This is a genomic window from Sphingorhabdus sp., assembly GCF_044239005.1.
Lineage (GTDB): Bacteria > Pseudomonadota > Alphaproteobacteria > Sphingomonadales > Sphingomonadaceae > Sphingorhabdus_B.
The window spans coordinates 1-12822 of sequence record NZ_JBIICH010000059.1 but is presented as its reverse complement, the minus strand read 5'-3'; the positions used below and the strand labels follow the sequence as shown (position 1 = coordinate 12822).

Here is a 12822-nt window from a genome sequence, read left to right as displayed (position 1 = left end):
AGTGCACAAGATCATTTGATTAGAGGGCAGGAACATGGCGGGAAGCGTCAATAAAGTTATCATCGTGGGCAATTTGGGTGCGGATCCCGAAGTCAAATCCTTCCAGAACGGTGGGCGCATTTGCAACTTGCGGATCGCGACGTCGGAAGACTGGAAAGACCGCACGACGGGCGAGAAAAAAGAACGCACCGAATGGCATAGCGTCGTGTTGAATTCCGACGGTCTTGTTGGCGTGGCCGAGCGTTTCCTGAAAAAAGGCAGCAAGGTTTACATCGAAGGCCAATTGCGCACCCGCAAATGGCAGGATGCTTCGGGTAACGACCGTTACACAACCGAAGTGTCGGTTGCAGGCTTTGATGGCAAGCTGGTCATGCTGGATGGTCCAAGAGGCGGATCAGGTGGCGGCGATGGCTGGAGCGGCGGCGCATCTGGCGGTGGTTCCTCGGGCGGATCGTCCGGCGGCAACAATTGGGGCGCCGGTGGCGGAAGCTCTTCCGGCTTTGGCGGAGGTGATTTCGACAATGACCTCGACGACGACGTACCGTTTTGATCGCTAGCCAGCGGCCAATAGCAATAACAGATTGAACAGGGGCCAATATGAAAAAGGCAGTTTTGGCTCTTGTCCTGTTTGGCGCGCTTGCGGCCTATTTTGCTTTTGATTTGGGCCAATATCTAAGCCTCGAAAATTTCAAAGCCAGTCAGGCAGAGATTGTCGCGGCAAAGGATGCAAATCCGGCTTTGTATATCGCCGGGTTTTTCCTTCTTTATGTTGCGGTGACGGGATTATCGATTCCGGGCGCTGCAATCATGAGCTTGGTCGCCGGTGCTTTGTTTGGCGTTGTCCTTGGCACCCTCATCGTCTCCTTTGCATCAACGATGGGCGCAACATTGGCGTTTCTCAGTTCACGTTATCTGCTGCGTGATTGGGTGCAGGGCAAATTCGGCGAACGCTTGCGCGCGGTTGATGACGGACTTGAAAAAGACGGCGCATTCTATTTGTTCACGCTGCGTTTGATTCCGGTATTTCCGTTCTTCGTCATCAATCTGCTGATGGGTTTGACGCGGATTAAAACCGGCACATTTTTCGGGGTCAGCCAGATCGGCATGTTGCCCGCGACAATCGTGTTCGTGAATGCAGGCACCCAGATCAGCCGCATAGAAAGCACCGCCGGTTTGTTGTCGCCCACACTCATTGCCTCATTCGTGGCGCTGGCATTCTTCCCCTGGGCGGCAAAGGGCATTGTAGCGGTGGTAAAGCGCAGCCGTGGCTAAACAGTGGCAAAAGCCGAAGCGGTTTGACCGCAACCTCATAGTCATTGGTGCCGGATCGGCTGGCTTGGTCTCGGCCTACATCGCGGCAATGGTCAAAGCGAAAGTGACCTTGGTCGAAGCGCATGACATGGGCGGCGATTGCCTGAACACCGGATGTGTCCCGTCCAAAGCGCTCATCAAAAGTGCAAAGGTTGCGCATCAGGTTGCAGACTCGGCCCGCTTTGGCATTCAGAGCGGCGCGCCCGTCATCGACTTCCCTGCGGTCATCCGCCGCGTCCGCGATGTCATTACCGCGATTGAACCACATGATAGCGTTGAACGCTTCACGGGTCTCGGCGTCGATTGCGTGAAGGGCTATGCGCGCTTCGTTGACCCATGGACCATCGACATTGATGGCGCACGCCAGTTAACCGCAAAATCCTTCATCATCGCCACGGGCGCAGCGCCGTTCATCCCGCCGCTGCCGGGCGTGGAGGATAGCGGCTATCTGACCAGCGAGACTTTGTGGGATGCCATGGCGGACCGGCCAAATGCGCCCAACCATCTGGTGATTTTGGGTGGCGGTCCCATTGGCTGCGAACTTGCACAGGCATTCCAGCGTTTGGGGTCAAAAGTGACCATCGTCGAAATGGCGGATCGGTTGCTGCTGAAAGAGGATGCTGATGCCGCTGCAGTGGTGACTGCGCGATTGCAGGCGGAAGGCGTGAGTGTTCATACGGCCCACCGTGCCGTGCGGTTCGCGTCTGGAAAAACTCTGGTCGTTGAAGGACCCCAGGGTGAAAAACCGATAGCCTATGATGACATCATCATCGCCGTCGGTCGCAAGCCGCGGGTGTCGGGCTTTGGCCTTGAAGAATTGGGGTTGGTTGTGGGTGGCCAGCTTGCGAATGATGATTTTCTGCGCACGAATATGCCGCACATATATTGTGCGGGCGACGTTGCCGCACGCCAGCAGCTGACGCATGGCGGCAGTCATGAGGCATGGTATGCGAGCGTGAATGCACTGGCGCGACCGTTCAAAAAATACCGCACCGATTACCGCGTTCTGCCGCGTGTCACCTATACGGAACCCGAATTGGCGACGGTCGGCCTGACCGAGGCGGAAGCGCGTGCGCAAGGCCTGTCGTTTGATGTCACGCGGTACGATCTTGATGATCTCGACCGGGCGATTGCCGAAAGCGAAGCGCATGGCTTTGTCAAAATTCTGACCGCCAAAGGCAGTGACCGCATTTTGGGCGCAACGATCATTGGGCAGAATGCGGGCGAAATTCTCGCCGAAGTCACCTTCGCGATGAAGCATAAAATGGGGCTGCGTAAAATCCTGCAGACCATTCACCCCTACCCCACATGGGCTGAGGCCAACAAATATGCGGCAGGTCAGTTCGGGTTGGCGCGCAAGCCCGAAGCTTTGCTGAAATGGGCGGAACGTTGGTTCCGGTGGCAGCGTGGTTAGCTGAAGCTTTTTGCCGCGAACGCAACGCGCTGGGCAACGGTCAAGGCACACAAGGCCGCAAATATCACCGCCAATGTCGGGAAAAATGCCGGGAACAGGCAGAACAGCAAAAAGAACGCGATGGTTTCCCCGCCCTCCATCAATCCGGTGGAATAGATAAATGCTTTGGGGCCGTGCGCACCGTCATCATCATTGCGCCGCGCGGCGATTGCCGCATATCCGAGAAAGCTCACTGCCGTCAGGGTGAAGCTTGCCACCAGCGCGAGGGCAGGCATGTGATTGTCAGCGCTTATTATCCCGAACGCGACGGGGACAGACACGTAGAACAGAAAATCGCACAGCGAATCCAAATAGCCGCCAAAGTCCGTCGGTCCGTTGATCCGTGCAATCGCGCCATCAAGGCCGTCAAAAAGGCGATTCAGCACGATGCACATTAATGCAGCCGTATAATCCGCCTGCGTGATGAAAAACGCGGCGCCCAGCCCGATGGCAGCACCTGTTATCGTCAGCGCATTTGCCGAAATCCGCGCACCTGCCAGCACGCGCGCGACGCGGAACAGCGCCGGGTCGACCAGTCGGCGCAGCGCCACATCAAACATGGCGTGGCCCCATCATTTTTTCGCCAGCAGGTCCTTCAGCCCAGCGAGCGCGCCCACTGGAGCGACGTCTTCTTCGCTTTTGACCCCCGCGGCGCGCAAGATTTTCTCTGCCTCAGGGCTGCGTGGATAGGGATTGAGCGCGAGACCCATTGACTGCGCAACCGCCTCACCCAAATCAATGGTCTGGCCATCGTGGAACATCGTGTCGCAATCTTCGGGTGCGAGCTCTAGTTCCACTTCGCCATTGGATGTGGGTTCGGCAATAAATTGGATATGGATGGCCTCGTCCAATTTTGCCGGAACGGGATCATGCGTTGCGATGCAAAATTGTGCGAGGCTGGCCGTGAACCGTCCGGTTGCAATCACGGCGTCCGCGTCATGCTTCAACGAAATTTCAGCTTCAAGCATATCGAGCGCCGCCAGATCAAACCGCGCCATCAGGGCGTGGCGCGCTGCCTCATCCGCCGAAAGCCGAAGGTTGCGGCTGTGGTTTCCAACTTCGGAGATTTTGACGACATGGCTGAACTCGTTGGCGGTCACCACTTTGCGTCACCTTCAACGATCATATCGGGCAATTGCGCTCCCAATGCGCGTTCGGCATCCAACAAAGCTTGCCGCGTGTGCGCAAGCGCGCCAGCCTCAGGGGCAACGCCTCTGTAAATGTTGCGCACAATGGCTTCATCAAGCTCCGCCGTATCGGACAAAGCCGAACGCAGCGCACCGAGGCGGCCGCCGACGGCACTCATAATCTGGCCGATATGTTTGCCAACGATCATATCGCCGATGCCAACCTCACGCAGTTGCCCGTCCATATCGTCGACAAACACTTCAGTAAGGCGCGCCATGTCGAGTGCGTAATCACCGCTGTCCTCAAGCCGCAGCAGCACCAGCGACAATATAGAGGCAACCATATCGAAGCGTCCGTCAATGCTGTCCGGAACCTGACCGTCGATATACCAATGCGGCTCACGCGCTTTCGCCACGATCTGATTGTACAATGGAATCAGCTTAAGCTTGGGGTCGGGTTCCCCTTTCCCGAAAAGTCTTTTCAATAATGTCATTTTGACGCGTTTTCATCCTTACTCATCGGGCATTCATCTGGGATTGCATATTGATATTGCGCCTTAAGGATGCAATGGCAAAGGCCCAACTTTAGTGGATTAGCGGAGAAGTTTATGCGCGCGACGCAAATTGCAGGTTTTGCAGCATTATTGGCCGCTATGACATTGGCGTCTGGCTGCACCCGCCTTCGCTCGCATCAGGGCTATATTGGCGACCAGACCTTGCTGAACTCTATCCAACCCGGCGTAGACAACAGGGAATCGGTTCAGGCATCGCTTGGCCGCCCGACATTTGTGGGTCAGTTCGATCAAAACGACTGGTATTATTATTCACGCGACGCAAAGCAGCTGGCGTTCTCGCAGCCAAAGGCAGACACCCAATATGTGCTGAAGGTCCGGTTTGACGCGGCCGGAAATGTCGCATCGGTTGCTCAAACGGGCAAAGAACTTATTTCGAAAATCAGCCCTGAAGGCGAAAAAACGCCGACGCTTGGCCGCAACAAGAGCTTCTTTGAAGAAATCTTCGGCAATATCGGTGCTGTCGGCGCAGGCAGTGGTCAAGGTTCAACGCCGAACAGCCCGAACTGATTCTGACGTAACATCACGATATCGAGAAGGCGGGGACAATCGCCCCCGCTTTCCTGCCGATTATTCGGTGACACCTGCCGCAGCAAGTACCGCCAAGGTCACCAGGTCGCCGGCGCTTGACGCCATGGTGGCCACCTGCACCTGACGCTCGATACCCAGCAGCATGGGTCCAATGACCTGGTCTCCACCCAATTCGCGCAACAGCTTTGCCGACAGGTTTGCCGATTGCAGACCGGGCATAACAAGCACGTTGGCGGGTCCGGACAAACGGCAGAACGGATAGTTTTTCATCAACGCTGGGTTGAGCGCAACATCCGGCGGCATGTCGCCTTCATATTCAAAGTCGGGGCGGCGGGCATCCAATATAGCAACGGCATCGCGGATATTATTGAGCCAGTTTCCAGCGGGGTTGCCGAAGGTTGAGAATGACAGGAACGCCACGCGCGGGACATGGCCCATGCGGCGGGCAACGCCAGCGGTTTTCTCGGCAATATGGGCGAGCTCTTCTGCTGTCGGGCGTTCGTTGACCGTGGTGTCGGCGATAAACACCGTATGTGTTTTTCCGACCATGACGTGAATGCCAAACGGTGTCGCATCCTTCTTGGCATCGAGCACCCGGCGCAACTCGCGCAAGGTTTGACCAAAGGTGCGCGTCACGCCCGTGATCATCGCATCAGCTTGATCCATCTGCAGCAGCAGTGCGCCAAAGATGTTGCGGTCGCGGTTGACCATTCGTTGAATATCACGGCGCAGATAACCACGACGCTGCAAGCGGCTATATAACCGGTCGACCATTTTCTCGACCAATGGACTTTGGGCGCTGTTATGGATTTCATACTCGTCCGGATTGGCGCCGAGCCCGATCAGCTTTTCGGTAACGCGCGCATCGCGTCCGACCAGCACCGGAACGCCATAGCCATCTTGTTTGAACTGAACGGCGGCGCGCAACACGACATCTTCTTCAGCTTCCGCAAAAATGACGCGCTTTGGCTTTGCCCTGGCGGCTGCATAAACTTGCGTCAGAACGGATGTCGTCGGGTTTTGCCGCGCGCGCAGGCTCGCGCGATAGGCGTTCATATCGGCAATCGGCTTTTGCGCGACGCCCGAATCCATCGCTGCTTTTGCCACGGCCGAGGCGACGATTTCCATGAGGCGCGGATCGAATGGCGACGGGATGATATAATCACGGCCGAATTTGTGCATCATGCCGCCATAGGCTGCCGCCACTTCTTCGGGCACGGTTTCACGCGCCAATTGTGCCAAGGCATGCGATGCCGCAATCTTCATGGGTTCGTTGATCGTCGTGGCGCGCACGTCGAGCGCCCCGCGGAACAGGAAGGGGAAGCACAGGACATTGTTGACCTGATTTGGAAAATCAGACCGTCCCGTCGCAATGATCGCATCGGGCCGCGCGGCGCGCGCTACAGGTGGCGAGATTTCGGGATCGGGGTTCGCCATGGCAAAAATGATCGGCTCAGGGGCCATCGTCTTTACCATGTCGGCGCTCAACGCGTTGGCGGCGGAAAGGCCAAGGAACACATCTGCGCCGACGATCGCTTCTGCCAAGGTGCGCGTAGTGGTTTTTGCGGCATGCGCTGATTTCCACTGATCCATGCCTTCCGTACGGCCTTGATAAATCACGCCGGAACGGTCGCACATAATGACATTGTCGTGCGGGACGCCCATGCCTTTGATCAGCTCGGTGCAGGCAATCGCCGCTGCGCCTGCGCCATTGCAGACGACCTTTATATCTTTCAACGAACGGCCTGTAAGCTCACATGCATTGATCAATCCTGCCGCCGCGATGATGGCGGTGCCGTGCTGGTCATCATGAAAGACCGGAATATTCATCCGTTCTTTCAACGTCTGTTCAATGATGAAGCAATCGGGCGCGGCGATATCCTCAAGATTGATGCCGCCAAAGGTCGGCTCAAGAAGTTCGACCGCGTCAATGAAACGCTGTGCATCTTCGGTCTTCACCTCGATATCGATCGAATCAACATCGGCGAAGCGTTTGAACAGCACCGCCTTGCCTTCCATCACGGGCTTGGATGCCAATGCGCCCAAATTGCCCATGCCAAGAATCGCTGTACCATTTGAGATAACCGCGACGAGATTACCCTTTGCGGTATAATCATAGGCCGTTGCCGGATCGTCATAAATGGCCTGCACCGGCACTGCGACACCCGGCGAATATGCGAGCGACAAATCACGTTGCGTGGCCATTGGTTTGGTCGCCACGATTTCGATTTTCCCCGGGCGGCCTTGGGAATGGAAATCCAAAGCTTCCTGAGCTGTAATCTGGACATCGCTATCGTTCATTTTTGGCTTTGACCCTATTTTATAATATAAACTGCCCTAACGCGGTGGTGCCGCTAGGGCAAGCATTGCCCCGCAGGAACGGCTCCGCTATCGCATTGACCATGACGGGGACAATGAAAGCAACATCGGGACCGACACCAATGATGGTGCAGTATCTCGCGCTGAAGGCGAAGGCCGAGGATTGCCTGTTGTTCTACCGCATGGGTGATTTTTTTGAGCTATTTTTCGATGATGCGCGCGCTGCTGCTGCAACATTGGATATCGCGCTGACATCGCGCGGCGAACATGATGGTAGGCCGATTCCGATGTGCGGCGTGCCGGTGCATGCAGCCGAAGGCTATCTGGCGCGGCTCATTAAGGCCGGGCACCGCGTCGCGATTGCGGAGCAAACCGAAAGCCCCGAAGATGCCAAGGCGCGCGGCGGTTCCAAGACATTGGTGGCGCGCGACATTGTCCGGTTCGTGACGGCAGGCACGCTGACGGAGGACAGCTTGCTCGACAGCTGGACTTCAAACATGCTCGTCGCGGTCGCGCCGGTGGGTGACGAATATGGTCTGGCGGCAGCGGATATTTCGACCGGCTATTTCGAACTCGTCACCGTCGCGGCGAGCGCACTTGAAGCCGAGCTTGCACGCCTGTCCGCCAGCGAACTTGTTGTTCCGGATGGTTTGGCGCAACAACTTGCGGGCGCAATCATTCGTCCGCGCGCTGACTTTGAAAGCATCGTCGGCGGCGATCTGTTGAAGCAGCATTTTGCGCTTTCGACCTTGGATGCCATCGGTGCGGTCACGCGTGCTGAGCAGGCGGCCGCTGGCGGGCTCATCGCCTATCTGGCGCATGTCGGGCAGGGCAACATGCCCTTCCTTAAGCTGCCGGTCCGGCGTGAAGTGCATGCCCATTTGCTGATTGACCAAGCAACGCGCGACAGCCTGGAAATCAGCGCAGCGAACAAAGGCGCACGTGCCGGGTCATTACTGGCTGAGGTTGACCGCACGATAACGGGTGCCGGCGCACGCCAGCTGGCGTCAGACCTGTCTGCGCCATTGATGGACCAAAATATCATCGAAGCGCGTTTGTCGCTGGTGCAGTGGTTCCATGACGCGCCGTTGACCCGCGATGCCGTCCGGTCCGCTTTGCGGCAATTGCCGGATATCGCTCGCGCATTGGGACGTGTCGTTGCCGGACGCGGCAGTCCACGTGACTTGGGGCAAATTCGCGATGGGTTGGATGCCGCGCGCCATCTGCGGGAGCGATTGGGCGCCATGGCCGACCGCCCCCAATTGCTCGACCAATTGCTGCCGATGTTGGATGGCCACGGCCATATGGTGGACATACTCAGCCGTGCGCTTGTTGCCTCCCCGCCCACTGACACCGCGCAGGGCGGTTACATTGCAGAAGGCTATGATGCGGCGTTGGACGTGCTGCGTTCGGCTGGCCGTGACGGGCGGCAGGCGATTGCCCAATTGGAGGCGCGCTATCGCGATTCGACCGGCGTGGCTGCGCTTAAGATCCGGCATAATGCCGTTCTGGGATATTTTGTCGAAGTACCCGCCAAGCATGGCGATGCGCTCATGGCAGCCGGGTCAGGCTTTGCGCACCGGCAAACGATGGCCGGTGCTGTCCGCTTCAACTCGCCTGAGCTTCATGAAGAGGCCATGCGCATCACACAGGCCAGTGGACATGCCTTGGCTGCTGAAGCCGCGCATTTGGAGGAGCTGACCGCGATTGTGCTCACGCGGCGGGATGCCATCGCCGCCAGCGCCGACGCCTTGGCGCGGATCGATGTTTCGGCGGCGCTTGCGGAACGGGCTGCAGAGGGCAATTGGTGCCGTCCATCTTTTGTTAGCCACCCATGCCTTGAAATCGAAGGCGGCCGACATCCGGTGGTCGAAAGTGCGCTCGCGAAATCGGGCGACCGGTTCATTGCCAATGATTGTAAGCTTTCGCCTGATAAACGGCTGTGGTTGGTGAGCGGCCCCAACATGGGCGGTAAATCCACCTTCCTGCGGCAGAATGCGTTGATCGTTTTGCTGGCACAGGCGGGCAGCTATGTCCCCGCGACATCGGCCAAGCTTGGCCTTGTTGACCGCCTTTTCAGCCGCGTTGGCGCATCGGATAATCTTGCACGCGGGCGGTCGACCTTCATGGTCGAAATGGTCGAAACGGCGGCCATTCTTGCGCAGGCAACCGAACGCAGCTTTGTGATTTTGGACGAGGTTGGACGCGGCACATCGACCTATGACGGCCTTGCTATTGCATGGGCGGTTGTCGAAGGCATTCACGAAACCAATCGCTGCCGTTGCCTCTTCGCAACGCACTATCACGAACTGACCCGGCTCTCGGACAGCCTTGACGCGTTGTCGCTGCACCATGTTCGCGCCAAGGAGTATAAGGGCGACCTCGTCTTGCTCCACGAGCTTGGCGATGGTCCCGCCGACCGCAGTTACGGGATCGCGGTGGCAAAGCTTGCCGGTCTTCCGCCGCAAGTCGTGTCGCGGGCAAAGACCGTGCTGGAGAAACTCGAAAAAGGGCGCGCGGAAACAGGCGGTCTGGCCGCGGGTCTGGGTGACTTGCCATTGTTCAGCGCCGCGCTCGACGCCGCCGAGGCCAAGGTCGATGCCTTGCGTGAAAAGCTGACTGGCCTTGATATCGACGCGCTTAGCCCGCGGGCGGCGCTTGATCTGCTTTATGAGTTAAAGCGGGCGGCTGGCGAAAATTAACTAGCCCAAAGACAGGAACAAACCGGCCAGCGCCGCGCTCATCAGGTTGGATAGCGATCCGGCGGCGAGTGCTTTCAAGCCCAGCTTGGCAATCATGGGCCGCTGGTTTGGCGCAAGGCTTCCCGTCACGGCCATTTGAATGGCAATTGAGCTGAAATTCGCAAATCCACACAAGGCGAATGTGACGATGCCGACCGTTGGTACGGAAAGTTCTTTCAGTGCGCCCAAATCAATGAAGGCGACGAATTCGTTCAGAACGATTTTGGTACCGAACAAGCCGCCGGCCTGAATCGCTTCATTCCACGGCACGCCCAAAAGGAACATTATGGGCGCAAAGGCATAGCCGACAATTTGCTGGAAACTCAGGTCAGGCTGACCAAACCAGCCGCCGACGCCGCCCAATATGCCGTTGGCCAGCGCGACCAAGGCAACGAAAGCCAGGACCATCGCACCGACCGCCACAGCCAGCTTAACGCCGGTTTGTGCGCCTTGCGCCGCGGCCATGATGATGTTGGCGGGTTTTTCTTCGCCATCATCATGGACCATGACCGGTTCATCATCAGGATGCGGGTTCGCGAGCGCAGGATCACCTTCGGCCAGCACCGCCGCAGGGACGTCGGGCATCATCAACTTCGCCATCAAAATTCCGCCCGGCGCGGACATGAATGCTGCTGCGAGCAGATAATCAATGCGGATACCCATGGATGCGTAAGCGGCCAATATGGTGCCGGCGACGCCCGCCATGCCAACGGTCATGACGCAGAAAAGCTGTTCCGGTTTCAAATTGGCAAGATAGGGGCGGATGACCAATGGCGATTCCGACTGGCCCACGAAAATATTGGCGGCCGCACAAAGGCTTTCGACTTTTGAAATGCCGGTAATCTTTTGCAAACCACCACCGATCCAGCGGATGACATATTGCATAATGCCCAGATAATAGAGGATCGAGATCAGCGACGCGAAGAAGATGATCACGGGAAGCGCAGCAATCGCAAAGCTGTTGCCACCGATTTCAGGAGAGGCGAGCGGACCAAAAATGAACTGCGTGCCCTTCGCCGAATAGCCAAGCAGGTTCGAAACGCCGGTAGACGCGGCATTGAGCGCGACCTTACCCCATGAGGTATAAAGAACGAGGGCAGCGATGCTTGCTTGCAAGGCAAATGCTGCGCCAACCACGCGGAACTTGATGGCGCGCCGGTTTGACGAGAGCAAAATGGCGATCGCGAGAATCAAGGCCATCCCTGCAACGCTCAATAAAATATGCATAAAGTCCCCACCCCTGATGTAGTGCTGCGACACCTAGCGCCATCGTTGGCCTTGCGCCAATAAAATTAGACGCTAGTCAGATTCGCATGACTGACCAGACCACATTACGCGCGACCGAGGGGGGTATCCCGAAATCGCTTTTCATGTTCTCAATCATTTACGGCGGCATGGTGTGCATTGCTGGCGTGCTTGGAAACAAACAAGTTTCTTTAGGGCCGCTGGCCGTAGAAGCGGGCATCTTTCCGTTTCTTTTGCTGGTCATCCTTTCCAGCGCGGTGGCAGCCTTGCACGGCAAGATTATTGCGGACCGTTTGGTCAAATATGGCTTTATTCCGTTGATCGCGTCGATATTGCTCGCATTGCTTGTGCTTTCATTGCCCCCGTCACCGAAGATGGACGGCAAATATCTTGATGCGTTCAACACCATGATGGGTCAGACACCCCGTATTTGGGTCGCAGGCATCGTCGCATATGGCGTGTCGCAAATGCTCAACGTCTATCTGTTCGATCGCTTGAAAAACACCGTAGGTAAATATGTCGCATTGCGCGGTGCCATCGCCGCGGTGCTATCGCAGATCATCGATACCTTATTGTTCGTAAGCATTGCCTTTTATGGTGTGTTTCCGATCACGGACTTGCTGCTCGGCCAAATGCTGGCCAAGGTCGTGTTGAGCATGATCATGGTGCCATTGCTCATCACTTTCTTTGTCAGCTACGGCCATAGGCTGGATGGCACGGACCCCAAGGCAGTTGGTTCGCATGACGATTAATCCCGCCAACCTAGCCAAAGCAGAAACGCTTACCGAAGCTCTGCCTTATTTGCAGCGTTATGCGGGCAAGACATTTGTCGTAAAATATGGCGGCCATGCGATGGGCGATGCCGGTCTGGCGCGCGATTTTGCGGACGATGTTGTGCTTTTGAAAGCTGTCGGCATTAACCCGGTCGTCGTTCATGGCGGCGGACCGCAAATCGGTGCCATGCTCAAAAAACTTGGAGTTGAAAGCCAATTTGTCGATGGTTTGCGCGTCACCGATGCGGAAACGGCGAAGATCGCCGAAATGGTGTTGTCGGGCGCGATCAACAAAGAACTGGTCGGCTGGATCAACGCTGCCGGCGGTAAAGCGCTTGGCATATCCGGCAAAGACGGCGGCTTTGTTACCGCAACGAAGGTGCAGCGGACGCAGAAAGATCCAGACAGCCATATCGAACGCAATATCGATTTGGGTTTTGTCGGCGAACCAACAACGGTCGACCGCAGCGTCATTGATACGATCAGCGCGGCGGGCATGATTCCGGTCATTGCACCCATTGGCGTTGGCGCAGACGGGCATACGTACAACATTAACGCCGACACCATGGCAGGCGCAGTGGCGAGTGCGCTTGGCGCATCGCGGTTGTTCCTTTTGACCGATGTTGCGGGTGTGCTCGACAAATCGGGCCAGCTGCTGACCGATCTGGATCCAGCGGCGATTGCCAAGCTGCAAAGTGATGGCACGATTAGCGGCGGCATGATTCCCAAGATCCAGACCTGCGTTGATGC

At 57.1% G+C, this 12822-nt stretch carries 12 protein-coding genes; 7 read left to right on the top strand and 5 right to left on the bottom strand.

The features are described from left to right. Positions 1-34 precede the first annotated feature (34 nt). The 3 genes from ssb to ACILQA_RS06205 are packed head-to-tail and all read left to right on the top strand — an operon-like array spanning position 35 to position 2725. Entirely contained in the window at positions 35-550 is a 516-nt protein-coding gene (gene ssb / locus ACILQA_RS06215) for a single-stranded DNA-binding protein (protein ID WP_395628922.1), read from the top strand. Between the two features lie 47 nt (positions 551-597). Further along, on the top strand, positions 598-1272 hold the full coding sequence (locus tag ACILQA_RS06210) for a TVP38/TMEM64 family protein (RefSeq protein ID WP_395628921.1): 675 nt from the start codon (positions 598-600) through the stop codon (positions 1270-1272). Next, the gene (locus tag ACILQA_RS06205) at positions 1265-2725 is read left to right on the top strand and encodes a dihydrolipoyl dehydrogenase family protein (protein ID WP_395628920.1); all 1461 of its coding nucleotides are present in this window, start codon (positions 1265-1267) and stop codon (positions 2723-2725) included. Before ACILQA_RS06210 ends, ACILQA_RS06205 begins: the two co-directional genes overlap by 8 nt. Here the strand turns inward: ACILQA_RS06205 and ACILQA_RS06200 are convergent. The 3 genes from ACILQA_RS06200 to ACILQA_RS06190 are packed head-to-tail and all read right to left on the bottom strand — an operon-like array spanning position 2722 to position 4385. Continuing rightward, complete coding sequence (locus ACILQA_RS06200) at positions 2722-3324, bottom strand: CDP-alcohol phosphatidyltransferase family protein (RefSeq protein ID WP_395628919.1); 603 nt, start codon at positions 3322-3324, stop codon at positions 2722-2724. The genes ACILQA_RS06205 and ACILQA_RS06200 overlap by 4 nt on opposite strands. 12 nt (positions 3325-3336) lie before the next feature. Beyond that, entirely contained in the window at positions 3337-3867 is a 531-nt protein-coding gene (locus ACILQA_RS06195; RefSeq protein WP_395628918.1) for a YceD family protein, read from the bottom strand. Then, positions 3861-4385, bottom strand: a complete 525-nt coding sequence (locus tag ACILQA_RS06190) for a ubiquinol-cytochrome C chaperone family protein (protein ID WP_395628917.1) — start codon at positions 4383-4385, stop codon at positions 3861-3863. The genes ACILQA_RS06195 and ACILQA_RS06190 overlap by 7 nt, the downstream gene beginning before the upstream one ends. Before the next feature lie 114 nt (positions 4386-4499). Between ACILQA_RS06190 and ACILQA_RS06185 the strand changes: the two genes are divergently transcribed. Beyond that, positions 4500-4973 carry an outer membrane protein assembly factor BamE gene (locus tag ACILQA_RS06185; protein WP_395628916.1) on the top strand — a complete coding sequence of 158 codons (474 nt, stop codon included), beginning with the start codon at positions 4500-4502 and terminating at the stop codon, positions 4971-4973. A gap of 60 nt (positions 4974-5033) precedes the next feature. Here the strand turns inward: ACILQA_RS06185 and ACILQA_RS06180 are convergent, their stop codons facing one another. Next, positions 5034-7295 carry an NADP-dependent malic enzyme gene (locus ACILQA_RS06180; RefSeq protein ID WP_395628915.1) on the bottom strand — a complete coding sequence of 754 codons (2262 nt, stop codon included), beginning with the start codon at positions 7293-7295 and terminating at the stop codon, positions 5034-5036. Between the two features lie 101 nt (positions 7296-7396). Here ACILQA_RS06180 and mutS point away from each other — a divergent pair, with 101 nt between their 5' ends. Continuing rightward, positions 7397-10015 (top strand): DNA mismatch repair protein MutS, encoded by a 2619-nt coding sequence (mutS, locus tag ACILQA_RS06175; protein WP_395628914.1) that lies wholly within the window; start codon positions 7397-7399, stop codon positions 10013-10015. Here mutS and ACILQA_RS06170 read toward each other — a convergent pair whose 3' ends face one another. Then, positions 10016-11281, bottom strand: a complete 1266-nt coding sequence (locus ACILQA_RS06170; RefSeq protein WP_395628913.1) for a NupC/NupG family nucleoside CNT transporter — start codon at positions 11279-11281, stop codon at positions 10016-10018. 86 nt (positions 11282-11367) lie between these two features. Here ACILQA_RS06170 and ACILQA_RS06165 point away from each other — a divergent pair, with 86 nt between their 5' ends. Together ACILQA_RS06165 and argB are read left to right on the top strand one after the other, a co-directional pair. After that, positions 11368-12051, top strand: coding sequence for a queuosine precursor transporter (locus ACILQA_RS06165; RefSeq protein ID WP_395628912.1), 684 nt, complete (start codon positions 11368-11370; stop codon positions 12049-12051). After that, positions 12041-12822 (top strand): acetylglutamate kinase (argB, locus tag ACILQA_RS06160; RefSeq protein ID WP_395628911.1); only part of this gene is annotated, 782 nt, incomplete at its 3' end. The genes ACILQA_RS06165 and argB, both read left to right, overlap by 11 nt.